Genomic DNA, 26605 nt, shown 5'->3' with positions numbered 1-26605 from the left:
ACGCGACCGCCGGGCTGAATGCGCCTACCGCACGGCTACCCCCGCAACTGATCACGACGGCGCCGCAGATAGGCGGTCTCGGCGGTGTTGCCGGCCAGGTCGATGGCCCGGTCGTAGGCATCGCGCGCCTGCTCACTGCGACCGAGCCGGCGCAGCAGTTCGGCGCGGGTGGCGTGAAAGGCGTGATAGCCGCCCAGCCGTTCCTCGAGCCGGTCGACGGCCGCCAGCGCCACCTCGGGACCGTCCAGTTCGGCCACCGCGACGGCCCGGTTCAGCGCCACAATCGGGGACGGGTCGAGCCGGAGAAGATGGTCGTAGAGGGCGACGATCTGCGACCAGTCGGTGTCCCGTACGTCCCGGGCCGAGGTGTGCACCGCATTGATCGCCGCGAGCAGCTGATAGCGCCCCGGTGCCACCCCGGAGGCCAGGCGCTCGCGGAGAAGCCGGTGGCCCTCGGCGATCAGCCCGGCGTCCCACGCCCCGCGGTCCTGCTCGGCCAGCGACACCAGCTCCCCGGTCGCCGAGACCCGGGCGGCCCGGCGGGCCTCGGTGAGCAGCATCAACGCGAGCAGCCCGGCCACCTCGCCGTCGTCGGGCCGCAGGCCGCGGATCAGCCGGGCCAGCCGGACGGCCTCGGCGGTCAGGTCCTGCCGTACCGGATCGGTGCCCGCCCCGGTCGCGAGATAGCCCTCGTTGAAGACCAGGAACAGCACGGCGAGCACTCCGGAGACCCGCCGCGGAAGGTCCTCCGCCGACGGCACCCGGTACGGGATCCGCGCCGCCTTGATCTTGGCCTTGGCCCGGGTGATCCGCTGCCCCATCGCGGTCTCCTGCACGAGGAAGGCCCGCGCGATCTCCGGCATGCTCAGCCCGCCGACCATACGCAGCGTCAGCGCGACCCGCGCCTCCATGGCGAGCGCCGGATGACAGCAGGTGAAGATCAGGCGCAGCCGCTCGTCGTCGACGGCGCCGATCGGCTCCGGAGGGTCGTCGTCGTACACGATGCGGGCCTCCCTCTGCTTGTCGTCGCGTCGGCTCTCGCGCCGGATCCGGTCGATGGCCTTCCGGGTCGCGGTGGTCGTCAGCCAGGCGCCCGGGCCGGGCGGCACACCGTCGGCCGGCCACCGTTCCAGAGCCGTCGCGAACGCCTCGGCCGCCGCCTCCTCGGCGACGTCGAGATCACCGAAGCGCCTGGCCAGGCCGGCGACGATCCGGGCCCACTCGGTGCGGTGGACCCGGGCGACCGTCTCGTGGACCGCACTCACAGGAAGGGCCGCACCTCGACCCGCCGGTTGCACGCCCGGGATCCGTCGGCCGCGAGTGCGAGGGCCACGTCGAGATCCGGCGCCTCGAAGACCCAGAACCCGGCGAGGAACTCCTTCGTCTCCACGAACGGCCCGTCGGTGAACACCGGCTCCGCACCGCGCCCGTCGATGACGGTGGCGGTGCCCGGATGCGCGAGCCCACCGGCGAAGACCCAGTGCCCGCCGGCCCGGGCCCGCTCGTTGAACGCGTCGATGGCGGCCGCCTCTTTCCCGGTGCCGGAGTCGCTCGTGTCGTCGATGACCGAGACCAGATATCGCATCTTCATCTCCCGTGGTTCATGGCTGTCCGTCACCCGTGCCACGAACGCCATGACTCCGATCCGACACCACGTGGCCGGGATTTCGGCCCCGGATTCGGGGTATCCCTCACCGCGTGACCCAGTTGGATGAGAAGACGATCGCGTTCGCCCATCAGATGTTCGACCTGGCGCGTTTCGGGGACACGCCCGAGCTGATCGCCAACGTCGGGGCCGGCCTGCCGCCCAACCTGACCAACGACAAGGGCGACACCCTGCTGATCCTTGCCGCGTACCACGACCACCCGGACACGGTCGCCGCTCTGCTGGCCCACGGTGCCGACCCGAACCGGGTCAACGACCGGGGCCAGACCGCCCTGTCCGCGGCGGTGTTCCGGCAGAATCCGATCACCGTGCGGACCCTGCTGGAGGCCGGCGCCGACCCGGACGGTGGTTCCCCGTCCGCGCTGGCCATCGCCGACTACTTCCGGCTGCCGGAGATGGCCGCGCTGCTGCGCTAGCTGTTGCGGGGCCGGCGGGCCACCACGAGCAGGTGGGTGGTGGGCCAGTCGATCGGGGTGCCGTCGAGTTCGGTGAGTTCGGCGACCGGGGCGATCCGGTTGTCGATGATCCAGTCGTTGCGGATCGGCGTGGAGGCCGCATCGAGTTCGAAGCCGGCCTCGGCCAGCAGCTGCGACCACTCGGTGAAGGACAGACCGCAGAACTGCTCCTTCGTCTCGGACAGCCAGTTGTCGACGTAGTCCTTGCGGGTCAGGAAGTCCATGGCCGCGCCCAGTTCCAGCCGGACCGTGTCGTCGCCGACCGCCTCGAAGGTGAACGGGAACGCGAAGTCGGCCGCGAACTGGTCCAGCCGGGCCCGGGTGGACAGGCGTGACACGTACCCCCTGATCTGCCCGGAGTCGAGGGTCGCGAGATCACGCCGCGGGCCGGCGGGGTTGTCGCCGTCGTCGGTGGCCAGGCGCAGCAGCACCGGGCGGCGGCGGTCGTCGGGGCCGCACACGTCGCTGTTGATCCACACGCCGCCGGGTGCGGTGTGGTCGAAGATCCGGCGGGCGAACTGGAGCAGGGACGTGCGCTGCCGGCCGTACGACCAGATCTCGTGGGTCAGCGCGAAGGTGAGCGTGGTGTCCACCGACCGGTCCGCGAAGATCGCGCCACCGAGGACGTTGCGCTGGTAAAAGTACACGTTGGCGTTCCGGAAGACGCCCTGGGCCTTTTTGTGCACGCACTCGGAGTACAGGTGGCGGGCGACCTCGACCCCGATCAGGTCGCTCTCGTGCAGGCCGGGTTCGCGGTCGGCGAGTTCCAGCACCGCGCCGGCGCCGCAGCCGATGTCGACGATCCGGCCGGGCCGCACGTGCTGCCGGACCGCCGCCCACTTGCGTTGCGCGGCGTCGGCGAAGGCCTCCACATACGTCCGGTAGTCGCGGGTCGCGGTCAGGCCACCCTCGTCGCCCACGAGCGGGTCGTTGACGACGGTCCGGACGGTGTCGGCGAGCCGGTACCGCTCGAACACGTCGATGGTGGCCGGGTGGGCCAGTTTGCGCCACGTCTCGTCACCGGCGGCCAGGCGCAGCAGCACGTCCCACGGCCGCTCCGGCGCCGTCCGCAGCTGCGGATCCGCCTCGACCAGCGCGATCGGGAAGCCGAGCCGTTCGTAGAGTTTCGCGACCTCCGGCGTGGAGCAGGCGACCACGGTGCCGGCGGGCGTCAGGTCGATGCCGGTGGCCACGGCGATGCTCTTGAGGGTCACCTCGGCGAACGCGTCGGTGGGCGCGGTGTCGAACACCGGCACGACGAGTGACCGCAGCCCACTGACCAGGCTGAACCGCTCGATCGCCGCCTCCCGCCGGTGGTACGGGACGGGATTGCGGCGGGTGTTGTCGTGGTTCGCCGACGTCACCGCCCACACGACGGTGGCCCCGCTGTCGGCGGCGAGCCGGTGCAGGTATTCGGCCTGGAACCGGGTCAGCAGGTGGTGGCGGCCGGGAAACAGCACGAAGTCGATGTGGATCACCCCATGGCTCGAACGATCTCGGAGCATACCGGTCCGCGGGGCGCCTGGCGGCAGAAGCAGTCGACAGATCGTAACTTCCGAAAGTTATCGGTAGCCGTCCGTCACCAGTGTCGTGCCATTTCTCCATTGGCCCACGTCTTGACATCCACGTTTGCCGCTCCATATTTTGAGCGACATCTTCCGGAAACACTCCGAAACTTTCGATACTGATGAGGTGGGCCTCGTGGCACCTAGAAGGACCCTGGCGATGGCCGTCGCGGTGGCGTTGAGCACCCTGGGCATGGCCGCCTGCAGCGGCGGGGACGATGACGGCGGCTCCGGCGGCGGTGACGTCACGATGCAGCTGTGGCACAACGCCACCACCGGTCCCGGTAAGGCGTTCTGGGACAAGACCGTGGCCGACTTCCAGACCGCGAACCCGAACGTGAAGATCAAGATTCAGCAGGTCCAGAACGAGGACATGGACGGCAAGCTCCAGACCGCCCTGAACTCGGGCTCCGCGCCGGACATCTTCCTCCAGCGCGGTGGCGGCAAGATGGCCGCGATGGTCGAGGCCGGCCAGCTCAAGGACATCACCGCCGACATCACCGACGCGACCAAGCAGGCGGTCGGTGAGGCGGCCCTCAAGACCGGGCAGGTCGACGGGAAGGCGTACTCCATCCCGGTGTCGATCCTGCCGGGCGGCCTCTGGTACAGCAAGGACCTGTTCGCGAAGGCCGGGGTCACGGCGCCGCCGACCACTCTGGAGGAGTTCAACACCGCGGTCGGCAAGCTCAAGGCGAACGGCACGCCGATCGCCCTGGGCGGCAAGGACGCCTGGCCGGCCGCCCACTGGTACTACTTCTTCGCCCTGCGCGCCTGCAGCCCGGCCGCCCTGGACGCGGCCGCCAAGGACAAGACCTTCACCGACGCCTGCTGGACCAAGGCCGGTGAGGACCTCAAGGCGTTCGCCGACACCAAGCCGTTCAACGAGGGCTTCCTGACCACCTCGGCGCAGCAGGGTGCGGGCAGCTCGGCCGGCCTGGTCGCCAACTACAAGGCCAGCATGGAGCTGATGGGCGCCTGGGACCCGGGTGTCATCGCCTCGCTGACCAAGGACGCCAAGCCGATGCCCGACCTGGGCTACTTCCCGTTCCCGGCGGTTCCCGGCGGCCAGGGCGACCCGGCCGCGATCATGGGCGGCGCCGACGGCTACTCCTGCTCGGCGCAGGCGCCCAAGGAATGCGTCGACTTCCTGAACTACATCCTCACCAAGGACGTGCAGGAGGGCTACTACAAGGCGTTCAACGCGCTGCCGGTCAGCAAGGAGGCCCAGGGCGCGGTCACCGAGGACTACCTCAAGGCGGTTCTCGACGCCTACAACAAGGCGCCGTACGTGTCCCAGTGGCTCGACACGATCTACGGCCAGAACGTCGGTAACGCGCTGAACGTCGGCGTGGTGAACCTGCTCGCCGGCAAGGGTGACGTCGCCGGGATCATCCAGGCCGTCAACGACGCAGCGAAGAAGGGCTGAGTGGCTTGGTGTCCCTGACATCCGGCACGCGTGTCCGGGACGGGGGTGGCGTCGCGGCGCCGCCCCCGGCCCGGCCCCGCCGGCGCGGCATCGGCTGGGCCCAGCGCCTCGAGATCGTGGCGCTGTCCGGCCCGGCCATCCTGATGTTCGTCGGCTTCGTGATCACGCCGGTCCTGCTGGCCGCCTACTACGGCTTCTACCGCTGGAAGGGTTTCGGCCCGCCGACGAACTTCGTGGGGCTCGACAACTACGTCACGATCCTTCAGGACAAGCTGTTCCACGAGGCGCTGTGGCACAACGCCCAGATCGTCGTGCTGTCGCTCGTCCTGCAGGGCCCGATCGCGCTCGGCCTCGCGTTGCTGCTCAACAAGAAGATGCGCGGTCAGTCGATCGTCCGGGTGCTGATCTTCGTCCCGTACGTGATCTCCGAGGTGATCGTCGGGACGGCGTGGGCCCTGCTGCTGCAGTCCCAGGGCGCGGTCAACGGCGTCCTGCGGTCGATCGGCCTGGAGGGGCTGGCCAAGGACTGGCTGGCCGACCCGTCCCTCGCCATCTGGACGCTGATGCTCATCCTGACCTGGAAGTACGTCGGGTTCGCGGTGATCCTGTTCCTGGCCGGCATGCAGAACATCCCGGAAGAGCTGTCCGAGGCGGCCGCGATGGACGGCGCCACGTACTGGCAGACCCAGTGGCGGATCACCCTCCCGCTGCTCGGGCCGACCATCCGGATCTGGGGCTTCCTGTCGGTCATCGGCGCGTTGCAGCTGTTCGACCTGGTCTACATCATCTGGGGCCAGTACGTCGCGTCGACCGCCGGCACGTCCACCATGGCGACGTACATGGTCTCCGAGGGCCGTAACGCCGGCAACTACGGGTACGGCAACGCGGTGGCGGTCGTGCTCTTCATCATCTCGATGATCATCGCACTCGTGTACCAGCGTCTCGTGCTGCGCCGGGACACCGAGGGCGCGCTCACCGGAGGACGGTAGAAATGAGTACGGCCACCCACGCCAAGCGCGGCAATCCGGTCGTCTACGTCGCCGCCCTCGCTCTTATCGGTGTCATGCTCGGCCCGGTCGTCTACATCATCATCGGGGGCTTCCGGACCAACTCGCAGATCACCACCGACCCGGCCGGCCTGCCGGACCCGTGGCAGTTCGGCAACTACGCCGACGTCCTGACCGGCGACACCTTCTGGCTGCAGGTGACCAACTCGACGATCACCGCCGTGATCACCACGGCCGGTGTGGTCACGCTGGGAGTGATGGCGAGCTACGTGCTGGCCCGCTATCACTTCCGGGGCCGGGGTGCGATGTACGCGCTCTTCGCGGCCGGTCTCATGTTCCCGCCGACCGTCGCGATCACCCCGCTGTACGTTCTGATCAAGAACCTGGGCCTGGTGAACACCCTGCCCGGCATCATCCTGCCGCAGATCGCCTTCAGCCTGCCGACGACGATCATCATCCTGGTGCCGTTCCTGCGGGCGATCCCGAGGGAGCTCGAGGAGGCCGCCTTCATCGACCGATGCAGCCGGCTCGGCTTCTTCTGGCGAATGGTGCTGCCACTGTCGGTGCCCGGTCTGATCACCGTGGGTATCCTCGCGTTCGTCAACAGCTGGAACAGCTACCTGCTGCCGCTGTTCATCCTCAACGACCAGGAGACGTTCACACTGCCGCTGGGGGTGCAGGCCTTCGCCTCGCAGTACTCGGTGGACACCGCCAAGGTGCTCGCCTTCACGTCGCTGTCGATGATCCCGGCCCTGGTGTTCTTCAGCCTCTTCGAGCGCCGCATCGTCGGCGGCCTGACGGGGGCGGTCAAGGGCTGAGCACGATCCCGGCTTCCGGGCGGCGACCGCACTGTGGGTCGCCGCCCGGACCGGGCCTGGCGCCGGCCCCGTGCGGTCCGGAAAGCTTTCGGTGTCGAGGTCTGCGGCCTACACCGCGATCTTGTGGAGTTCCGCGATGACGGGGCGGCCGAAAATCAACAAGATCGCGGAACAGCGGCGTCAGACCCTGAATCCGAAGCTCTCCAGCCAAACCCCCGCCGCATCCCACCAGCCCGCCAACGCCATCCACCACCCGCAACCGGTGCCGACCGGGGCGGCCGCCGCGTCGGTGCTGGTGGTCGAAGCCCTAACGCCGATCAGCGCACACAGTCGGCGAACGTGTGCGCCGATCGGCGCTATCACGACGGCAGAAGCACACGATTCTCCGATCGTGTGCGCTGATCCCTGTCATGACGGTGACCAGCACACACAAACCGCCATCGTGTGCGCTCGCCACCGCTACCCGCCGCGCCGCCGGCAACCGGCCCCGAATCGTGTGCGCTGGTCACCGTTGCCCGTCGCGCTGCCGGCGACAGACCGCCGAAACGTGGGCGCTCGTCACCGCTACCCGGCGTGCCGCCGGCGACAGACCGCCGAACCGAACACCAACCAACCGCCCACCGAGCACGGCGGCAGCCACCGCACGCAACGCACCCCGCCGCTGGCAAGCACCAACCACCGACAACAAGCGGCACCGACCACCGCAACCACAGGCATGGCCGCCCCGGAACCCACCCCGACCACCCTGAAAGACAGGCCGGATGGCCAAGAGAGCCCTGTCCACGCCACGGTGGATCTTCCCGGCTGGTTCTCACCGCTGCCTCAAACGCGCTGAGACAACGGTGGCAGCCAGCCGGATCTTCCCAGCTGGTTCCCGCCGCTGCCTCAAGCGCGCTGAGACGGCGGTGGCAGGCAGCCGTGCAAGATCGGCGGCCACTCGCGTGCACCTGAAGGGGGCACTTCCCGGCCAGCGGCTGCTGAGAGTGACCAAGTCGGCGATCGAGGCCGCCGAGACAGCCGCCGCGGGCGCGTGGCTCTACGCCCGGCGCCACACCCGGAACCGGAACCCGCGAACCGGCGGGTCGTGGCCTAGCCTGAGCCGATGGTCGATCACCGAGGGTCACACGCGGTCTATCCGGGGACGTTCGATCCGTTCACGGCGGGGCACCGGGACGTCGTCGATCGGGTGCGGCGGCTCTTCGACCGGGTCACCGTGCTGGTGGCGATCAACAGTGCGAAACAGCCGACCGCGGCCCTCGACCAGCGGGTGACCGCGATCCGCGCGTCACTTCCGGCCGGATGGGGCAACGTCAGGGTGGTGGGATGGGCCGGGTTGACGGCCACGTACTGCCGCGAGAACCGGGCCGGGGTGATCGTTCGCGGAGTCCGCAATCCCACCGATCTGGTGTACGAGTCGCAGCTCTCGGCCGTGAACGAAACCCTCGGCATCACGACGCTGCTGCTCCCGGCCCGCCCCGAACTGGCCGGCGTGTCCTCCACCGTGGTCCGGGGAGCTTAGATTCCGTCCGGGCTCATGGACCGTTCCTCCGGTCGAGCGGTCCCGGACCGGCTGTCAGTGCTCCGGTCGGCCGTGCCCGGGTGCGGCCGGCGGCGCGGGGACCACTCCCGCTAGGGTGGGGTCGAGTGTGCCGTCGCGTTCGATGACGGCCGCCCACTCACGGGCCAGGGCGTCGGCAGCCTTTCGGCCCCTGACCTTGCGGCGAATCTCCGGGCGGTCGGTGGGGTCACCGACCTCGTAGGCGACGACAGTCCAACGGCCGAGAATGGCCCGGATCGGCCATACCACCGCCGTGGCCAGCAGACAGACGGTGATCCTGAGCAGCCACCAGAGCAGGACCGGGATCGCCAGGAGGACCCATACCTCCCCGTCCACACCGTGGAGATTGAACACTGACAGGCCCGTGGGGCCGCCACCGAACCACACCATGCGCCGGCGGCCGACACGCCACTCCACCCATTCACCGGACTTCGACCGGCACAGGACCTTCATGGGTCAAGGATGATCCACAACGTCAACGACTGGCGGACAGGCGGCCCTCCTTGCGGGCCCGGGCCAGCAGCGACCTGAGACGGCGGCGGCGGAGGCTCCGGGCGAGGACCAGCAGCACGGCGGCCGCGACGACCAGGATCTGGGGCCAGGGGGTCACCCAGGTGGTCAGCGTGGCCGATGCAGGCGGGGCGCCGAGCGGAGTCAGGGTCACCGTGGCGCGGAGGCGGCCGATACCCCACACGCCGTCGATGCTTGCGGAGACCTCGCGGGTCCCCCCGGGTAGCAGCTCCCCGGCGGCGGCCTGCGCGGTGCGGGCGCCGATCAGGGAGGAGACCTGGGCGGTGGCGGGCACGTCGAGGCGTACGTTCCCGGTGTTCGTGGCCGTGTAGGTGACCTGCACCGTGCCGGGCCGGAACGGGTTCCAGGTTCGGGTGTGACCCATGGTGATGCGGTCGGCGGTGACCGACGGGCGCAGGGCTCCGGAGGCGCGCAACATCAGCCGGAAGCCCACCCGGCTCTCCACCTGGACCGTGCCCTGCCGGCCCGCGATGGACGCGGCGATGCCCGCCGGATGGTCACCGGGCGTGACTCCGACCGGTGCAGTGATCGAAAACGGTACGACGACGGTCTTTCCGGCTCCCACCGTGACCCTCTCGGGAACGCTGACCCAGGTGCCGCCACCCACCGACGTCCGGTCGGCGGGGAGCATGTTGAAGCGGCCCTTGGCGGTCAGATACCCGTCGGCGGCACTCAGCGTGAACACCGCTGACGTGTCGCCGAGGTTGCGGACGGCCAGGTGCTCGGTGATCTGACGCCCGGGGTCGAGGGTGTGCTCGATCCAGCGGCGGCCGTCCGGTCCGGTGGCGGTGGCGGGCTGAACCGTCCAGCTCACCGTAGTGGGCGCGGCCGCCGCCGGTGCCGCGGGCAGGAGCAGGGCCAGGACGGCGAGGACGGCGGCGGCACGGCGCATCGGCGTTCCCTACTCGAAGAGGGACAGGGTCAGCGTGGACCGGTAGGAACCGGCGGCCACGTCGGCGGCGGTACGGAGGGTGAGGTCGGCGTCGACGGTGTACGCGCCGCCGGTCACCTCGGCCGAGTCGTAGGTCGACACGAGCAGCTCCTGGTCGACCAGGCCGACGTTGTTGCCGGGCTGGGTGGGCTGATCTAGAACGGTCACGACCTCTTCTCCCGCGGTGACCAGGCCGGTGTCACCGCCGTTGCGCAGGCGCGGCTTCCAGCCGAGGTGGTCCGCGCTGATCGGCGCTTGGCCCGCGGTCCCGGCGAAGTCGCTCGCGCTGCCGAGCACGGCCCAGGCTGCGCCGGCCGGAATCTCCCCGGCGGTGCGGGTGTCCGTGACGGTGACCGTCGGAATCGTGCCGGTGAACTGGCGTACCAGCAGGTCGGAGCCGTTCTCCTGGAGGGCGGCGGCGTCACCGGCGACGGTGAGGGCGAGAACGCCGGGCTCTTCGACCGCGGTGATGTCGACGGTGACCTGGACTTGAGCCGGGTCACCCGGGTCAGCGGACGCGGGGGCCGCGACGGCGGTGGCGAGTATCGAGCAGGCGGCGGCGACGCTCAGCCGGGTATTGGCTTTCAAGGAATCCTCCTCAGCAAGGCGAAAGGCGACGGAAACGCAACGGCGGGCCGATGGCGGCGGCGCGGAAGGCAACGGCGGTCAGCAGTTCAGGGCGACATAGGAGGCCGCGGCGACGGTGGTCGCGGCGGTTGCGGTGGCGGTTCCGGCGGGCACGGAGGCCGCTCGGGCGGCGAACGACTGGTAGACGCCGGCGCCGGGCGCGACCGCGACGAAGACCTTCCTCCCGTACGCCGAAACGAGCTCGACGTCGACCGGAGCGGTGTGACCGTTACGCGCCGTCACCGCGAGGTAGACCTTCCCGCTCAGACATCGCGGCTGTGCCGTGACGGTCACCGGCACCGCGGCCCGCTCGTCCGCGATCACCCGCCACTCGGTGACAGCCACCGCCGCGTAGGTGCTGCCGTTGCCATCGGCCGCGATGACGGCCCGCAGGCGTGACGTGACGACCGGGTCGAAGGTGACCGTGTTGACGGCGGTGCTGCTGGTCCCGTACCCCGAGGCGCCGGTGACCGGGTGCCACGCCGCACCGTCCCAGTACTCCAGCTCCCAGCTGTCCGGTTCGGCGACGCCGTCGCCGGTGCCCTGCGCACTGTCGCGCCAGAACCTGATCGACGCGCCGGTGAGCCGGATGGCCCGCGTCCAGTCGTACTGGATCCACTGACCGGCCGGCCGGGTCCCGGACCAGGTGCCCCAGATCTGCGCCTGGCCCGGCGAGGCGGGGTCCGCGCCGTCGTTGAGCGCGCCGACGCTGTTCCATCCGGCCGTGTAGGACGCGGTCGGTACGGCGATCGGCCCGACGTTGCCGGTGAGCGGCCCGGACAGGTCGGCCGGAAGGACCGCCTGTTGCGCGGCCGAGGTGTTGCCGGCCCGGTCGACGGCCCGGAACGACACGGTGTGCCGCCCGGGGTCCGGTGCACCGACGGGCCCGTCGTACACCGTCCACGGTCCGCCGCCGATCGTGTATTCGAGTCGTGCCGGGCCCGAGGTGGCATCGGCTCCGGTGACGGTCACCCGCCGGTCCGAGACGGTTCCCGAGACCGTCGGCGCGGTCGTGTCGATGTCCACGCCGATCTGTGAGACGGCGGAGTCGTTTCCGGCGCGGTCGGTGGCCATGGCCGTGACCGTGTGCCGCCCGTCCCCGGTGACCACGGTGTCCACGGAGCGAACCGCCGGTACGGCGGAGGAGGCGCCGTCCACCGTGGTCCGGATCGTCAGACGGCCACCACGGTCGTCCACGGCGGCGGCCCGCACGGTGACGGCCGACCGGAACCACCCGCCGGTTCCCGCGCTGCCGCGGGGCACGAGGGTGAGTGCCGGCGCGGTGACGTCACCTTCGGTGTCCCCCGGCGAGATCACCGTGACCTGTGCGGTGACCCGTCCCGCCGCATGGCCGAGCACACTGCCGCCGACCGTGAACGTCCCCGGCTGCGCGACGTCGGACGTGTCGACCGCATCCCAGTACACCGGCACCTGCAGTGTCCGGTCGCCGAAGACGACGGGCACCGTATCCGGCAGCAGGGTCTCCCCCACCTCCACGGTGACCTGCGGCGGCGCGATCGAGGTGGGCTGCTCGGCGAGGATCTTCCACTCCTCGACGGCGACCGCCGAGTACGTGCTCCCGTTGGTCGACGCGTCGAACACGGCCCGTACCTGGGTGGTGGTGACGGGCGCGAACGTGGTGTCCTGGAAGCCCTGGGTGCCGGTCGGATATCCGCTCGGTTCCGGCACGTCGGTCCACTGCCCGTTCCAGTACTGGATCTTCCAGCGGTCGGGCGCGGCGACACCGACTCCGGTGCCCTGCGGCTGGTCGTTCCAGAACTCGATCTGCGACCCGGAGATCCGCATCGGCTGGTCCCAGGTGTACTGCACCCACTGCTGCGGCGGGTCGGCACCGGTCCAGGTGCCCCACATGTCGGGCGGCAGCGGGTTGGCGCGCACGATCTCGTCGTTGAGCGCCTTCGTCCAGTACTGGGTGGGCACGGGTTCGTTGGAGACGGAGACCTCGGCGGCGTACGCGATGTTCGCCCGCGGTGTGCGGTCGGCCTGCCGGGCGGGTGTCACGACGACCGGTCTGATCCGCGCCGGCGTGACGGTGTCGTCCCACTCGACCTTGTCGATCGCCACGGACCTGCGGAAATGCCCGCCACCGACGGCGTCGGCGGTGTGGTAGACGAGATACCACTGACCGTGGAACTCGACGATTCCCGGGTGACTGGTCGTCGAGGACACCGGCGGCAGGATGGTGCCGCGATGGGTCCACGGGCCGGTCGGCGAGGTGGCGGTCGCGTACGCGATGCACGCGTGATAGTTCGCCGGGGTGCACGGTGAGGTCGGCCCGGCGTTGTTACCGGCATACGCCAGGTAGTAGGTGCTTCCCCGTTTGAACAGCCAGGACGCCTCGAAGAAGCCGGTCAGTCCGGTGACGGGCTGCTGGGTGCCGACCGGTGTCCTCATGTCGGCCCGGAACTCCAGCATCCGCAACTGGCCGAAGGTTCCCCAGTAGACGAACACCCGCTCACCCTCGACGAGGATCGTCGGGTCGATGTTCTCGATGGTGTTGGCCGTGGGGGTGCGCTGGGAGATCAGCGGCCCGCCGATGTGGTCGGTCCACGGACCGGTCGGCGAGCCGGAGACGGCGACACCGATGGCGAACCGGTTGGCCGCGGTCGAGTCACGTTCGCTGACCGGGACATACCAGTAGTAGCGGCCGTCGGGCCCGCGGACGACCTGCCCGGCGTAGGCACGACCGGGCGTCGCCCAGGAGAAGACCTCTTCCGGGCGCATCAGCGACGGGTGGTGGGTCCATTCCCCCTTCCCGACGTCAGGGGTACGGAGTACGCCCCACTCGTTCATGACGAAGTCGTTGACGGCGGGCCCGGCCTCGTCGTGGCCGGTGTAGATGTGCAGCTGCCCGTCGGCGACGAGCGGTGCCGGGTCGGCGGAGTAGTAGGAGCCGTCGCCGAGGATCGGATTGACGGTGTCGGTGAACGTGTAGGGGTCGGCCGCGCGGGCCGGTGCGGCGGGCGCTACGAGGAGCAGCCCGGCCGCGACCAGTCCGGCGACCGCCGCTTTGAGCGGTCTCACGGTGGCGGATTCCCGTCCGGCGAAGGTGGGGGCGGCGCCCGGTGCGGGGCGCCGCCCAGGGTCAGGTGCAGCTCAGCGCCGCGTAGGGGGCGGACAGTTCGACGTCGTCGACGCGGACGGTGGCGCTGCCGGCCGGCAGGACCGCCAGGCGGCTGTTGAACGCCTGGTACGCCGACTTCCCGGGTGCCACCCCGACGACCGTGCGGGTGCCGTAGGGCGTGATCAGCTGGATGTTCAGCGGCACGTCGCCGGTGTTGCGGGCGGTGACGGCCACATGCGCCTTCCCGGCCGTGCACCGGGCGCGGGCCTGGACCTCGACGTCGGTGTCCGGCGGGGTGGCCGGCACGTCGTACACCTCCCACTCCTGCACGCCGGGTGCGCCCCTGCCCTCCTCGGTGCCGGCGGCGGTGAGCAGCGCCCGCAGCCGTGTGGTGGTCACCGGGTCGAAGGTGACCGTGTTCCATCCGGTCGCCGACGTGCCGTAGGCGCCCGGTGCGGTGACGTCCCGGAAGGCGGTGCCGTCCCAGAACTGGAGTCGCCACGCGCCGGGCGGCGCCACTCCGGCCCCGGAGTCGTCGAGGTCGGAGGTGAACCAGATCCGGGTCCGGTCGACGGTCACCGGTGCGGCCCAGTCGAGCTGGATCCACTGGTCTCCCACCTGCGGCCAGGTGTTCCACACGTCGGTGTCCGGGCCGCGCGGGCCGGTCGGCGCGACACCGTCGGTGAGGTTGCCGACGGTCAGCCACGCCGGTGTGTACGACGCCGACGCGGTGCCGGTGCGTGCCACGTTGACCGGCGCCTGACCCGCCGCGACCTGCACCGTGCCGACGTCCGAGGTGTTACCGGCCCGGTCGACGGACCGGTAGTCGACGGTGGTCGCCGACGACCCGATCGGGACGGCTCCGGAAGCGGTCGTCCAGTCCTGGGTGACGACCCCGCCGACGGTCAGCCGGTACTGCACCGCCCCGGCCCCGGAGAGGGCGTCCGTGCCGGTGATCGTCACCGTCCGGGCACCGGCGTCGAACGTCGCCGCGGCGGTGGGCCGGGTCCGGTCGATGCCGACGATCCGCCGGGTGACCACGGAGACGTTGCCCGCATCGTCGGTGGCCCGCGCCTTCACCGTGGTCGCGCCCTCGTCGGAGACGGTGACCGGCCCGGTGTAGTCACGCCAGTCCCCCGCACCGACCGCGATCTCGATCGACGGCGACCGGTCCCGGTTGTCGGTGGCCGTGGCGGTCACCGTCACCGGGGAGGCGGTCCACGCGTCGGCCGGGTCGGCGGTCAGGGTGGCGACCGGCGGTGCGGTGTCCGACGGCCCGCCGGACCCGACGGTGACGGTGGCGGTGGCGGTCTTGTCGGTGCCGGCGACCTGCCCGGTCACCTCGAACGTGCCCGCCGCGGCGTAGGACGCCGGGTCGATCGCGGCCCAGGTGACTCCGATGCCGCTCTGCCGTGACCCGTCGTTGTAACCGACGGTCACCCCGGTGGGCAGCGTGGGGGCGACTCCGGCGCGGGTCGTCACGGCGACCGGGTCGATCGTGTTGATCTGTACCGGATCGGTGCCGCGCACCCACACGTGGGCGGAGGCGGTCAGTGTCGTTCCGGCGACGAATCCGGTGACCCGGAAGTCGCCGACCTGCGCCACCTGCGACGCCTCGACCGCGCCCCAGGCGACCGCGACCGGCAGCCGCGTCCCGTCGGCATAGGTCACCTCGACGGTCGCCGGCAACTGCGGCAGGACCCCGGTGGTGGTACGCACGTCGACACCCGCGATCGCACCCGCCGCCGCCGCGAACACCCGCCACTCGGAGACCCCGACCGCCGACCAGGCGGTGCTGGCGGTGTCGGGCAGCGCGTTGAAGGTGGCCCGCAACCGCGTGGTGGTGACCGGGTCGAAGGCGACCTCGTTGGTGCGCCCGCGGACCGCCGGATCGAACCCGGTGGCACCCGTGACGTCCTGCCAGTTCGTCCCGTCCCAGTACTCGATCTTCCAGGAGGCGGGCACCGCCACCCCGGAGCCGCCGGTGGTGCTGTCGGACCAGAAGTCGATCGACGCCCGGTCCACCCGGACGGCTTGCGGGAAGTCGTACTGGAGTCGGCGGGTGGCCGGTTCGGTCCCGCTCCAGGTGCCCCACAGGTCGCTCTGCGCTCCCCCGGTGAACAGGGCGGGTTTCCCGTCGTTGACGGCGTTGACGTTGTTCCAGCCGGCCGTGAAGTCGGCCGACGGGGTGGCCGTCGACGCCACGTTGATCTCGCCTTCGGCCAGGGCGGTCGCGTCCACCACGACGTCGCTGGTGGCGGTGCCGACGGTGAGCCGCAACGTGTAGCGGCCGGCGACGGTGAACCGGGCGACCGTGTCCGGCGAGGTGGCCGGGTCGAACGCCACCGCACCACCGGCCGGTGCGTCGGCCACCGACCACTGCGCGGTCACCGGGGTTCCGGGGTCACCGTCGTCCTGGGCGAGCCCGATCAGGCGTACCGAACCGGCCTGGCTGTAGGTGGAGTCGATCCACGCGTCGGCGAGTGGCGGGGCGTTCACCGGGTCCGGCGCGGTCACGCCGGTGTCGTACGCCTGGATCTCCTTGATACCGGTCCTGACCCCCGGCGCGTGCTGCCCGGTGATGCGCAACTGTGTCGCGGTGACCGAGGGGAACCGGACCTGGTTGAGGTTGCCACGTGGATATGCCGGAAACCGGCTCTGCCCGGGCACCGGACGGAAAACCGTGCCGTCGTGGTATTCGACCAGGAACTGTGCGGGTGGCGCGTAGCCCTGGACGGTGGCCGTGGTCGTCGACCTGTAGAAGTAGACGCGCACGTCGTCGACCGTGCGGGGGCCTTCGAGGTCGACGGTGATGTGGTCCGAGGCGGTGGTCGATCCGGCCGTACCCCAGAAAGGTTCGTTGATCGTCGTGCCGTCGACCGCTCCGGCCGCGCCGCGGCCGGGCGCCGCGTGGGAGGCGGTGACCGGGCGGCCCTGTGCGAGGTTCGGCGACGGTTCGACACCGGCTTTGGCCAGTACGTCGGTGATCCGCGCGTCGGCCGCGAAGGTCACCTCCTGCGGGGCCTTCACCGGGAGGACCGCACCGACGGTCACCGGGACCTCGGCCTCGACGGCACCGGTCGCCGGGTCGAAGACGACACTTCCGAGGGCGGCGGCGGTGAAGGCGAGCTGACCGTCCAGGAACACCGAGTAGCCGTCCGGCGCCGACTCGTAGTGGTCGGTTCCGCCGGGGGCGTCCCACACCACGGTCAGGTCGCGGTCGCGGTAGCGGACGTTGTTGGCGGTGAAGTGGTCCCAGCCGATGTCGATCGGGTCGAGTTCGATCTTCGCGTCGGAGCGGGGCCGCAACCCCATCGCGTCTTCGATGACGGTGAAGTTGGTGGCACCGAGGACGGTGTGGTGGATCCAGGACCGGTATCCGATGCTCTGGTTCGCGGCGGACCCGTCGGCCCAGAACTCGTTCTGGTCGGGGTACCGGTTGTCGCCGTTGCCCTGGTAGTGGGCCCAGGCGTTCCAGTAGAGCAGCTTCTTGTACCACTCGGCGTCGAGGTAGGAGGTCGGGTAGTTCCGCAGCACCGAGGCGAGCATCCGGAACGTCACCGTCGAGTTGATCACGGAGAAGTTGTTGCTGCCCGGGTCGCCCTGTGCGGCCGCGGCGGCCTTGTCGGCCTGGTTGGCGGTGGTGAACGGGAAGATCGGGTACTGGGCGTCGTCGGCGAACAGCCGCAGGCCCTCCCGGTACTCGGCGGTGTTCGGCATCAGCCCGACCGCGTACGGGTAGTAGTTGTTGATCTCCTTCCACGGCACCAGGTCACCGGACGCGACATGCCGGTGCTTGATCAGGTTGCCGTAGTGGCCCATCTCGTCGGGCGTGGTCCGGGCCGGTTCCCACAGGTACCGCAGCACGGCGGCCTTGATGCGCTCGGCGAACGCCTCCATCTCGGCCTCCTTCGCGGTGTCACCCGCGGTGCGGTAGGCGGCGGCCGCGGCCTTCGCGTTGGAGTAGAGGTAGGCGCTCTCGGTGCGGTCCAGGTTGCCGGCCCGCCAGTCGAACGACACCGCGTCGGCGTCGTTGCCGGTCATGGCGCCCCAGTTGTACTCGATCAGTGAGTTGCCGTCGCTGTCGTAGGCGTCGAGCAGCCCCTTGACGTCGTACTCCGCGTACTCGCCGAGGTTGCGGGCGACCGCCGCCGGGCCGCCGTGCAGCTGGTAGGACCGCCACGCCGCCTCGGAGATGTACTGGGTGTAGCTGTTCGACCAGTTCGCCGGGTCACCCGGGTTGTCGACGTACTTACCGCTCTTGGCGACCTCGCCGGCGGACAGCCACGGCCCGTACGAGTAGGCCGGGTCCCGGAAGTACTTGAGGTCGTCGACGAACATGCCGACGGTCAGGACGATCGCGTTGTTGTAGCCCAGCACCCCCTCCATCGAGGTCGGGAACTGGTAGTCGTTACCGGGCAGGTCGGCGTCGAGGAAGTTGTAGCGCATCAGCCACCACCGGTAGAACAACGTCTTGTCGATGTTGTCCTCGGGGGTGTCCAGGTAGGGCACGTTCTGCGCCCACCACCGGTTGTAGGCGGTGACGTGCCCGGTGAACGCGTCCGCCGGTGCCAGCCCGCGCACCGTCGCATACTCGGTCGCCGACGCCGCGACCTCCTTCGTCACCAGGCCCAGCTGCACCTTCGTGACGGCTGTTCCGCTCGCGGGCACGGTCAGCGCCCGTCGCAGGGCGCCGTCGGCCGGGGCGAACCCGTCCCCGGAGAATCGCGGGAACAGGTCGGTGAGCCTGTTGACGGCGCGCACGGCGCCGGTCAGTTCCGGATCAGACCCGGCGACGGTACGGGCCAGCGGCGACCGGGCGGTCAGGACGACGTCCTTGGCCGCACCGTTCGTGCTGCTCAGCTCCAGGTTCGTGACCGCAACGTTGGCGTCGGTGATGAACTTGGTCTGCACCACCGTCAGCCCGGCGCCGCTGTCGGTGAACACGCCCTGCCAGTAGCTGGGCGTCTGCCGCCGCCGGGCCGGGTCCTCGGTGAGCGCCATCTCGGTGCCGCCGACGGAGGCGGTGATCGTGTAGGCGCTCCGGGCCAGCGACTCGATGTAGGCGATCTCGCCACCGAACCCGAGCACGCCTGGCTGGTGGGTCTTCATGAACGCGGCCCGGCCCCGGCTGAACAGGTACTGGTTGGCGTCGCCGTTGGAGCCGCCCGGCTGGTCGCCGGTGCGGGCCAGCATCCGGTCGATCCAGAAGTCCCGGCCGGGAGCGGTGCCCGCGCCGGCGGCCACGTCGGCGTCGAAGATCGCCTGGAGCTGGTTGCGGGTGTGGTAGCCGGTGCGGTCGTCGGGAACCGGGTGCGCGTCGCCCTTGAACACCGGGTAGGGGGTGTCGGCGTTGGGGGCCGCGTGCGCCGCGACCGGGGAGGGGATCGTGAGCAGGAGGACGGCGGCGGCGGTGGCGCCTGCCAGGAAACGGGGTGCCGGCATGGACGGGGACACCTCTCAGGTACGGCGGAAGTAGGCGTGATAGCCGGCGTCGTCACCGAGCAGGAGCGGCTCGAACAGGACGTCACCGAGGGTGAAGGTGAGCGGGCGGGGGCCGGGTGCCGCGGTGGTGGGATCCACGGCGACCCGGAGGTGGTCGGAAGCGGTGGACTTGGCGACCAGGGTGAGCGGGCCGTAGAGCAGCGCCTGCAACGACGGGTCGTCGATGGTCTGCTCGACGTGCAGGCGGAACGGGAACGACACCTCGACCCGGTCGCCGGTGCGCCAGTCCCGCCGGATCCCCGCGTAACCGTCGTCGCCCACCCGTACCCCGGTGGTCCTGCCGTTGACCTTGATCGTGAAGTCCTGCCGCGCCCACGCCGGGACCCGCAGCCGGAGATCGAACCGTCCCCGCCCGGTGACCGTCAGCGTCGCGGCCGGGCTGCGCGGGTAGTCGCCGGCCAGGGTGACCGTGACGCCGCGCTCCGCCCACCGCAGTGTGGAGGCGATGTAGAGGTTGACCCAGAGGGTGTCGCCGCCCGGTGAGCGGAACCAGACCGCGTCCTGGTATTTCGTGTGGTTCTCCAGGCCGGTGCCGCCGCAGCAGGTGCCGATGTTGCCGTAGCCGCGCCGCACTCCCGGCCCGACCGGAAGCATATAGGTGACCAGCGGATCGGTGGTGCTGTCGGCGTCCCGGCGGGACCCGAGGATCTGGTTGACCAGGGTCCGTTCGTAGTAGTCGAAGAACCGTGCGTCCGGGTTCAGGGCGAACAGGTTCCGGGCCACCTTGAGCATGTTGTACGCCGCGCAGGTCTCCGCGTTGGTGCTGGTCACGATGCTGCCCGCGATCACGTCCCGCTTGCGGAACACCTCACCCTGGCCGGTGCCGCCGTGCACGTAGGTCCGGTGCGGCACCACCATGTCGTAGAAGCTCGCCGCCGCCGCCCGGTAGTCCGGGCCCGCGCCCTGCTCGAACATCCGCAGGTAGCCGAGGAACTGCGGGATGTGCTGGTTGGCGTGCCGGCCGTCGAGGGTGTCGGTGCCGGCCGCGCAGTCGGCGAGCAGCCGCGTGTTGTCGAAGTAGGCGGCCGTGGTCAGGAAGGTCCGGTCACCGGTGAGGGCGGCCAGGTCGGCCATCACCTCGTTCATGCCGCCGTACTCCCCGGCGATGTAGAGCGACCACATCCGGTCCAGCTGTTCCCGGGGCAGCCTGCTGAGCCGGGAGTGCACCCACTCCCCCATACCCCTGGCCACGGTGAGGGCGGTGGTGTTGCCGCCGAGCGTGTGGGCGTCCAGCAGCCCGCGCATGATCTTGTGGCAGGTGTAGTAGGGCGCCCAGATCGCCGGATACGTCACGTACTGCTCGAGCTGGATGAACTGGGTCTCCGGGTAGGCGGCGAGGAACCCGGCGTGGCTCGGGCCGGGCGGGCCACCGGTACCGGTGACGACCGCGGCGTCCCAGCCGCGGCCGGACGAGTCGGCGACCGTGGTCCCGGCCGTCTCGTCGAACCGGTACCAGGCCAGGTTCCCGGTCGCCGTCGCCAGTTCCCCGGCGGTCAGGGCCCGGTCGAACAGGTGGAACCCGCCGACGACCGCTTTCAGGCCCGCGTCGCCGTACTGGGAGCGGCCGATCCAGTTGTTCTTCGGGGCGCCCAGGTCGGCCGGGGTCAGCGTCATCGCCGGGTTGGTGCCGGCCGCGACGCCGTCGACGTAGAGGGTGCCGACCCGGCCGTCCAGGGTGACGGCCAGGGTCACCCAGGCGCCGACCGGGAGCGGGGTGGTGGCCGCGATCCGCTGCTCGCCGCCGCTGCCCGAGGTGGTGATGCCGAACCGGGGCCCGGTGCCGTCATGGATCGTCAGGAACATGTTGACGGCCGGGCCGACCCCGAAGTCGAACGCCCGCGACCAGGTCCGCAACTCGTCGATCCTGAGCCGGATCACGACGGTGGCCTGGGTGAGGCCGTCGATCGTGGCGTCCGGCAGGCCCACGTACTGGCCGTCGCCGGACAGTTCGAGACCACCGTCGGCCCAGGTCGCGGGCGGTGGCGGGGTGCCGGGCCGGCCGACCTGGGCGGTCCACGCGTCCTGGCACTGTTTCAGGCCGGTGACGATCTGGTCGAGCCGGTCCTTGAACACCTTCTCGCCGGTGCCGGCCCACGCCTGCGCCAGCATCGACAGGAAGTGACCGCTGTAGTGGCCACGCAGGTTGCCGGTCGCGTCGTCCCAGCCGCCCGGCGGTGCCGCGCCCAGGGTGTCGAGGCCGGCGGCGGCCCGGAAGTTGGACAGGACCCGGTCCGCCGGGTAGGCACGGGCGTAGGCGAGCATGCGGTCGCGCTTCTCGGTGAAGACGCTCGGGGCCAGGTCCACCTCGTCGAGGGAGAACGGCACCGCCCGCCACGCTCGGGGCACGGGCAGACCGTTAACCGTGGCGCACTTCTTCGGGGCGGCTCCGGCCGGCTGTGCGGTCATCATGGTGGAAACCGTGGCGGCGGCACCTGCCTGGAGCAACAGCCGCCGGCTCATCGTGTTGTCGGACATCTGGTGGACTCACCTCTCGGGGGTCAGGGGGATCCAGACGCGCATGGTGGACGGGCCGCGGCGCGCCCACCGGTGGTAGGGATGCAGCGGAACCCGCACCGCCTCGACGGCACCCGCCGGGACCGCGGGACGGTACGGCCAGTCGTGATCGGCGGCCGCGGTGGGACGGCAGGTGACGACGACCGTGCCGTCCGCCTCGACCGGTACCGCGTCCGGGTCCAGGCGCAGGGCGTCGAACGCCACGTGCGGTGGCACGTCGACCGACTCCAGGCAGTAGACGACCGGTCCACGTTCGACGGCGACCGTTCCCCGTACCGCGTCGATCCGGTCGTCCGCGGTGACCAGCCGCGGCTGGACCGGGAGCCGCAGCTGCAGGACCTGGCCCGCGGTGAAACGGCGGCGCAGCTGCACCAGGCCGCGCCGGAGCGGCAGGCCGTCCAGGGTGGCCCCGGACGCCCAGGCCGGAACGCGCAGGCTGAGCGTCCACGGGGTGTCCGGGCCGGCGACGATCCGGATCGAGATCAGGCCGTCGTCCGGGTACGCGGTGTCGATCTCCAGGTGGTAGGCGCCGGTGCGGATGGTGGCCGACGTGTACTGGTGGATCTGCAGGCCGTCGTCGTCGGCCGTCGCGACGTAGGCGGCCAGGCTCGCGAAGGTGCGGGCCAGGTTCGTCGGGCAGCAGGACACGTCGAACCACGGGGCACGCAGGTTGGAGGCGGCCCGCGGGACCTGCACGTCGGCCGGCGGTTCGGCGCCGAGGGTCCGCTGGTGCAGGGTGTTGGTGTAGAAGAACCGGTCGCCGCCGTCACCCGGTGCGGTGGCGATGACGTTGAACAGGGTCCGCTCGATCAGGTCGGCGTAGCGCGGGTCGCCGTGCGCGAGCAGCAGCCGCCACGACAGCAGCACCGACCCGACACCGGCGCAGGTCTCGCTGTACGCCCGGTCCGGCGGGAGCACGAAGTCGTCGCCGAACGCCTCGTCCTGATGCCGGGACCCCATGCCCCCGGTGATGTAGGTCCGCCGGGCGACCGTGTTGCGCCACTGCCGGGTGACCGCCTCCAGCAGCCCGCTGTCACCGGTCTCGACCGCCACGTCGACCGCGCCGGCCGCCAGATAGGTGGCCCGGACGGCGTGCCCGCGGAACACGTCGGCGTCGCGGACCGGGATGTCGTCCTGGAAGTAGGAGCGGCCGAACTCGATGTCGGCGAGGGTGCCGTGGCCGTGCCGCTCCACGAACAGGCGGGCCTGGTCGAGGTAGCGGCGTACGCCGGTCAGCCGGTACAGCTCGACCAGCGCCGGCTCGATCTCGGCGTGCCCGCAGATCGCGTTGCGCCCCTGCGGGCCGAACTCGGCGCACACGTGGTCGGCGGCCCGGATCGCGGCGTCCAGCAGCTCGTCCGGACCGTAGGTGCGGGCCCGTGCCACGGCCGCCTGGATCAGGTAGCCGAACGAGTACAGCTCATGGCCCCACTCCAGGTCGCTGTAGCGCGGTGCCTGACCGGGCCGGCCGTACTTGGTGTTGAGGTAGCCGTCCGGCTCCTGTGCGGCGACCACCCGGCGCACGACCGCCCGGTAGCGGAGATCGATCTCCGGGTCGCGGGTCCGGCCGTACTCCCAGGCCAGCGCCTCCAGATACTTGTAGACCTCGGTGTCGGCGAACTCCCGCCCCCGCCGCTCACCGCCGTCGAAGTTGGCGAGCCAGCCGGCCTTCTCCAGCCAGTGCCCGATGTGGTCGAGCGTGCGCGCCGCGTTGGTGTCCTGGCGCTGCTGCCAGAAACCGGGGCGCAGGGTCACCTCGCCCACTCCCAGCGGCCGCAGCCGGCCGCGGGTGGGCGCCACCGGCATGCCGGACACGGCGGTCGCAAGTGTTTCGTCGATCGTCATGAGAATCATCAGCCCTTGAGTGCGCCGGACATGAAACCGCGGACGTAGTGCCGTTGCAGTGCGAGGAACAGGACGACGCAGGGCAGCGCGAGCACCACCACGCCGGCCTCGGTCGCGCCGTAGTCGACGATCCCCATCACCTGCTGGCGCATGTTGGCCACGGCCAGCGGGAGCGGCATCTTCGCCGAATCGCTGATCAGCACGAGCGGGGTGATGAAGTCGTTCCACGCGGCGAGGAACGCGAACAGGCCGACCGTGATCAGGCCCGGTTTGACCGCCGGGACGAGCACGTGCCGCAGCGTGCGCAGGCTCCCGCAGCCGTCGACCTGCGCCGACTCGGCCAGATCCTTCGGCACCGCCTCGAACGAGATCCGCATCATGAACGTGGCGAACGGCAGCTGGAACATGGTGAGCACCAGTGCCAGCCCGAGCAGCGAGTCCTGGAGGCCGAGCTGGTTGAGCAGGACGTAGAGCGGGATGAGCAGGGTCGCGTAGGGCACCATCAGGATCGCGAGCGTGACCAGGAACAGCAGGTCACGGCCGGGGAACCGGAACTGGGCGAACGCGTACCCGCCGAGCAGCGACACGATCAGCGTGAACGTCACCGTCATCAGCGACACCGCCGTCGAGTTCAGCAGGTACTGACCGATACCCGCCTGGTAGGCGGCGAGGGTCCGGTAGTTGCCGAACCCCCACCCGCCGGTCTGGGCCGAACCGGCCTGCGGGCTCACCGAGGCGACGCTCGCCCAGACGAGCGGGAACAGGAACAGCAGGGCGAGGCCGCCGGTGAAGACCTTCTGAGGGGTACGGAACACGCGTCACCCTTCCTTCCCGCGCAGTCCCCGGAACTGCAGGACGTTGGCGATGAGCAGGGCGGCCAGCACCATGATCGACAGGGCGGCGGCACGGCCGAGGTTGTTGCCGCCGAAGAACGCGAAGTTGTAGATCAGCTGGACGATGGTCAGCGTGCTGTTGTCCGGCCCGCCCTTGGTGAGCAGGTAGAACTGGTCGAACCCGAGCATCGAGCCGGTGACGCAGAGGATCGTGCACAGCGCGATCGACGACCGCAGCAGCGGCAGGGTGACGTAGCGGAACGTCTGCCAGCGGCCGGCGCCGTCGAGCCGCGCGGCCTCGTACACGTCGGCCGAGATGCCCTGGAGACCGACCAGGAGCAGCAGCATGTAGAACCCGGCGAACCGCCACACGATCAGCACGACCGTCGACCACAGCGCCGCGGTCGGGGTGCCGAGGAACGACACGCCGAGGAACCCGAAGGGGCTGCTCTGCGGGGAGTACAGCGCGTAGAACAGCAGCGACGCCGACGCCAGGCCGAGGGCGCTGGGCACCAGGAACGAGGTGCGCAGGAAGCCGGTCCAGCGGCTCGACTCCTGCACGATCAGGGCCATCAGCAGCGCCAGGCCGAGCAGGATCACCGTGGTGAGCACGGTGTACTTGACGGTGAACCAGACCGCCGGCCAGAACAGCCGGTACTCGGCGACGTCGATGAAGTTCTCCGGCGCGTTCAGGCCGCGGTTGCCGGCGAACAGACCCCAGTCGGACACCGACATCCGGCCCACCAGCAGGATCGGGGTCACGAAGAAGATCAGCACGAACAGGGCGGTCGGTGCGGCGTACGCCCAGCCGGTCAGGCCCGGCCTCCGGCGGCGCCGCGCGGGAGTGCCGGCGGCCGGCCTGGAATCCAGGCCGGACCGCTCGGGAACGGTCGTCAACGTCACTGGCCGAGAACCTGGGTGACGGCCTCGTTGTCCTTCTCCAGGGTGGACGTGTCGCCGTACACCTGGTTGCGCAGGAGGGTGACCCACGGGCTGCCCGGCGCGTTGAAGGCCTGCTGGAAGTTGACCGCGACCGGGGTCCTGCTCTGCGGCGAGCCGGCCACCTTGTTGATCGTGGCGACGCGCGGGTCCTTCGCCGCGTACCGGTTGTCGGCCAGGTCGCTGCGGGCGACCGTGCTGTTGCCGGCGGCGAGCACGTCGACCTGGGCCTGCTCCGACATCAGCCAGGACAGGAAGTTCCACGCCTGCTGCGTCTTCTTCGCGTCCTTGGAGATGCCGATGCCGTCGCCGCCGACGAACGTCGAGGAGCCGCCGGTGACGCCCGGGATGCCGGTGACGCCGACGTCCACCGACTTCGCGGCGGTCGGCAGCAGCGTCGCCGGGTACGGCATCACGCCGATCTTGCCCTCCTGGAACGCGGCGACCCAGGTGGCGCCGGTCTCGTCCTTCGAGCCGGGCGCGATGGCGCCGGCGGTCTGCAACTCGCGCCAGGTGCTGTAGACCTTCTGCGAGGCGGGGCCGTTGAGCAGCGACTTCGTGCCGTCCTCGGCCATCACCTCCGCGCCGCTGGCCCAGACCATCGGGAACCAGGTGAAGACGTTGCAGCCGCCGCAGTTGCCGCCGAAGTAGGTGCCGTACGTGTTCGGTTTCTTCAGGTTCTGCACGGCGAGGGCCTGCTGCCGGAACTCGTCGAGGGTGGCCGGGCCCTTCTCCGGGTCGAGGCCGGCCTCCTTGTAGAGGGTCTTGTTCCAGAACATGACCGACAGGTCGAGAACGAACGGGAGCACGTACTTCTTGCCGTCACGCGTGCCGGCCGACACGTGCCCCTGGTTGATCTTGTCGGCGTACGGCAGCTTGCCGATGCTGTCGGTCAGGTCGCTGAACAGGCCCGCCTCGGTCCAGTTCGGTACGTAGACGATGTCGGCGGCGAACAGGTCGGGCAGGTCACCGCTGCCGGCCGCCGCGCCGACCTTCGCCACGTAGTCGTCGTTCGGGACGATGGTCAGCTTCACCTGGTTCTTGTGGGACCTGTTGTACGCGTCGACCAGCGCCTTCGCCTGGAGTTCGAGCGGCGCCCGGGTCCACAGGGTCAACTCGGAACCGTCGTCGACACCCTCCACGCCGGCACCGGCCGGGGCCGGGGCGCTCGCCTGTCCACTGTCGGAGGAGCAGGCGGCGAGGGGTCCCGTCATCAACGCCGCGACGGCTAGCGCGGCCACCAGATTTCTTCGCACGAAGTACCTCCATGAACCGATTTCAGAAAGTTTCGGAAGGTTTC

19 protein-coding genes are annotated in these 26605 nt (G+C 70.5%); 6 read left to right on the top strand and 13 right to left on the bottom strand.

Features of this window, described 5'->3' with window-relative positions; all coding sequences use genetic code 11:
- Window positions 1-35: 35 nt before the first annotated feature.
- Window positions 36-1265, bottom strand: a complete 1230-nt coding sequence (locus BC793_RS18590) for an RNA polymerase sigma factor (RefSeq protein WP_109593847.1) — start codon at window positions 1263-1265, stop codon at window positions 36-38.
- Window positions 1262-1636 carry a YciI family protein gene (locus BC793_RS18585; RefSeq protein ID WP_239170068.1) on the bottom strand — a complete coding sequence of 125 codons (375 nt, stop codon included), beginning with the start codon at window positions 1634-1636 and terminating at the stop codon, window positions 1262-1264. Before BC793_RS18585 ends, BC793_RS18590 begins: the two co-directional genes overlap by 4 nt.
- Before the next feature lie 104 nt (window positions 1637-1740).
- Here BC793_RS18585 and BC793_RS18580 point away from each other — a divergent pair, with 104 nt between their 5' ends.
- On the top strand, window positions 1741-2082 hold the full coding sequence (locus BC793_RS18580) for an ankyrin repeat domain-containing protein (RefSeq protein ID WP_109594041.1): 342 nt from the start codon (window positions 1741-1743) through the stop codon (window positions 2080-2082).
- Here BC793_RS18580 and BC793_RS18575 read toward each other — a convergent pair.
- Window positions 2079-3599 (bottom strand): class I SAM-dependent methyltransferase, encoded by a 1521-nt coding sequence (locus BC793_RS18575; protein WP_239170070.1) that lies wholly within the window; start codon window positions 3597-3599, stop codon window positions 2079-2081. The genes BC793_RS18580 and BC793_RS18575 overlap by 4 nt on opposite strands.
- Window positions 3600-3822: 223 nt before the next feature.
- Between BC793_RS18575 and BC793_RS18570 the strand changes: the two genes are divergently transcribed.
- The 5 genes from BC793_RS18570 to coaD all read left to right on the top strand — a co-directional run bounded on the left by BC793_RS18570 (window position 3823) and on the right by coaD (window position 8456).
- A complete protein-coding gene (locus tag BC793_RS18570) occupies window positions 3823-5112 on the top strand; it encodes an ABC transporter substrate-binding protein (protein ID WP_203896249.1) in 1290 nt (429 codons plus the stop codon).
- A gap of 14 nt (window positions 5113-5126) precedes the next feature.
- Window positions 5127-6101 carry a carbohydrate ABC transporter permease gene (locus BC793_RS18565; protein WP_203896259.1) on the top strand — a complete coding sequence of 325 codons (975 nt, stop codon included), beginning with the start codon at window positions 5127-5129 and terminating at the stop codon, window positions 6099-6101.
- A gap of 2 nt (window positions 6102-6103) precedes the next feature.
- Complete coding sequence (locus tag BC793_RS18560) at window positions 6104-6937, top strand: carbohydrate ABC transporter permease (RefSeq protein WP_109593839.1); 834 nt, start codon at window positions 6104-6106, stop codon at window positions 6935-6937.
- Window positions 6938-7073: 136 nt separating this feature from the next.
- The gene (locus BC793_RS48880; RefSeq protein ID WP_146246330.1) at window positions 7074-7772 is read left to right on the top strand and encodes a hypothetical protein; all 699 of its coding nucleotides are present in this window, start codon (window positions 7074-7076) and stop codon (window positions 7770-7772) included.
- Between the two features lie 267 nt (window positions 7773-8039).
- On the top strand, window positions 8040-8456 hold the full coding sequence (coaD, locus tag BC793_RS18550) for a pantetheine-phosphate adenylyltransferase (protein ID WP_109593835.1): 417 nt from the start codon (window positions 8040-8042) through the stop codon (window positions 8454-8456).
- A 54-nt stretch (window positions 8457-8510) separates the two neighbouring features.
- Here coaD and BC793_RS18545 read toward each other — a convergent pair whose 3' ends face one another.
- The 10 genes from BC793_RS18545 to BC793_RS18500 form a co-directional block, all read right to left on the bottom strand.
- A complete protein-coding gene (locus tag BC793_RS18545) occupies window positions 8511-8948 on the bottom strand; it encodes a hypothetical protein (RefSeq protein ID WP_109593833.1) in 438 nt (145 codons plus the stop codon).
- A gap of 22 nt (window positions 8949-8970) precedes the next feature.
- Window positions 8971-9918, bottom strand: coding sequence for a COG1470 family protein (locus BC793_RS18540; RefSeq protein ID WP_109593831.1), 948 nt, complete (start codon window positions 9916-9918; stop codon window positions 8971-8973).
- Window positions 9919-9927: 9 nt separating this feature from the next.
- Window positions 9928-10545: a hypothetical protein gene (locus BC793_RS18535; RefSeq protein ID WP_109593829.1), complete on the bottom strand. Its 618-nt coding sequence runs from the start codon at window positions 10543-10545 to the stop codon at window positions 9928-9930.
- 78 nt (window positions 10546-10623) lie between these two features.
- Window positions 10624-13629 (bottom strand): family 43 glycosylhydrolase, encoded by a 3006-nt coding sequence (locus tag BC793_RS18530; protein ID WP_109593827.1) that lies wholly within the window; start codon window positions 13627-13629, stop codon window positions 10624-10626.
- A gap of 61 nt (window positions 13630-13690) precedes the next feature.
- Window positions 13691-19114, bottom strand: coding sequence for an Ig-like domain-containing protein (locus BC793_RS18525; protein WP_239170072.1), 5424 nt, complete (start codon window positions 19112-19114; stop codon window positions 13691-13693).
- A 15-nt stretch (window positions 19115-19129) separates the two neighbouring features.
- The gene (locus tag BC793_RS18520; protein ID WP_109593825.1) at window positions 19130-21649 is read right to left on the bottom strand and encodes a beta-L-arabinofuranosidase domain-containing protein; all 2520 of its coding nucleotides are present in this window, start codon (window positions 21647-21649) and stop codon (window positions 19130-19132) included.
- A 9-nt stretch (window positions 21650-21658) separates the two neighbouring features.
- The gene (locus BC793_RS18515; RefSeq protein WP_203896250.1) at window positions 21659-23533 is read right to left on the bottom strand and encodes a glycoside hydrolase family 127 protein; all 1875 of its coding nucleotides are present in this window, start codon (window positions 23531-23533) and stop codon (window positions 21659-21661) included.
- A gap of 8 nt (window positions 23534-23541) precedes the next feature.
- Complete coding sequence (locus BC793_RS18510; protein WP_109593824.1) at window positions 23542-24348, bottom strand: carbohydrate ABC transporter permease; 807 nt, start codon at window positions 24346-24348, stop codon at window positions 23542-23544.
- A 3-nt stretch (window positions 24349-24351) separates the two neighbouring features.
- Window positions 24352-25269 (bottom strand): carbohydrate ABC transporter permease, encoded by a 918-nt coding sequence (locus BC793_RS18505; RefSeq protein ID WP_109593822.1) that lies wholly within the window; start codon window positions 25267-25269, stop codon window positions 24352-24354.
- Entirely contained in the window at window positions 25266-26561 is a 1296-nt protein-coding gene (locus tag BC793_RS18500) for an ABC transporter substrate-binding protein (RefSeq protein WP_239170073.1), read from the bottom strand. Before BC793_RS18500 ends, BC793_RS18505 begins: the two co-directional genes overlap by 4 nt.
- Window positions 26562-26605: the final 44 nt, after the last annotated feature.

Source organism: Actinoplanes xinjiangensis (assembly GCF_003148685.1).
Lineage (GTDB): Bacteria > Actinomycetota > Actinomycetes > Mycobacteriales > Micromonosporaceae > Actinoplanes > Actinoplanes xinjiangensis.
This window is presented reverse-complemented; position numbering and strand designations above follow the sequence as displayed.

Bases quoted from the DNA above. Each gene is read 5' to 3' on its own strand.
- BC793_RS18585 (WP_239170068.1), bottom strand. From the start codon at position 1,636: ATGGCGTTCGTGGCACGGGTGACGGACAGCCATGAACCACGGGAGATG.
- BC793_RS18580 (WP_109594041.1), top strand. From the start codon at position 1,741: ATGTTCGACCTGGCGCGTTTCGGGGACACGCCCGAGCTGATCGCCAAC.
- BC793_RS18560 (WP_109593839.1), top strand. From the start codon at position 6,104: ATGAGTACGGCCACCCACGCCAAGCGCGGCAATCCGGTCGTCTACGTC.
- BC793_RS48880 (WP_146246330.1), top strand. From the start codon at position 7,074: ATGACGGGGCGGCCGAAAATCAACAAGATCGCGGAACAGCGGCGTCAG.
- coaD (WP_109593835.1), top strand. From the start codon at position 8,040: ATGGTCGATCACCGAGGGTCACACGCGGTCTATCCGGGGACGTTCGAT.
- BC793_RS18545 (WP_109593833.1), bottom strand. From the start codon at position 8,948: ATGAAGGTCCTGTGCCGGTCGAAGTCCGGTGAATGGGTGGAGTGGCGT.
- BC793_RS18540 (WP_109593831.1), bottom strand. From the start codon at position 9,918: ATGCGCCGTGCCGCCGCCGTCCTCGCCGTCCTGGCCCTGCTCCTGCCC.
- BC793_RS18525 (WP_239170072.1), bottom strand. From the start codon at position 19,114: ATGCCGGCACCCCGTTTCCTGGCAGGCGCCACCGCCGCCGCCGTCCTC.
- BC793_RS18520 (WP_109593825.1), bottom strand. From the start codon at position 21,649: ATGTCCGACAACACGATGAGCCGGCGGCTGTTGCTCCAGGCAGGTGCC.
- BC793_RS18515 (WP_203896250.1), bottom strand. From the start codon at position 23,533: ATGACGATCGACGAAACACTTGCGACCGCCGTGTCCGGCATGCCGGTG.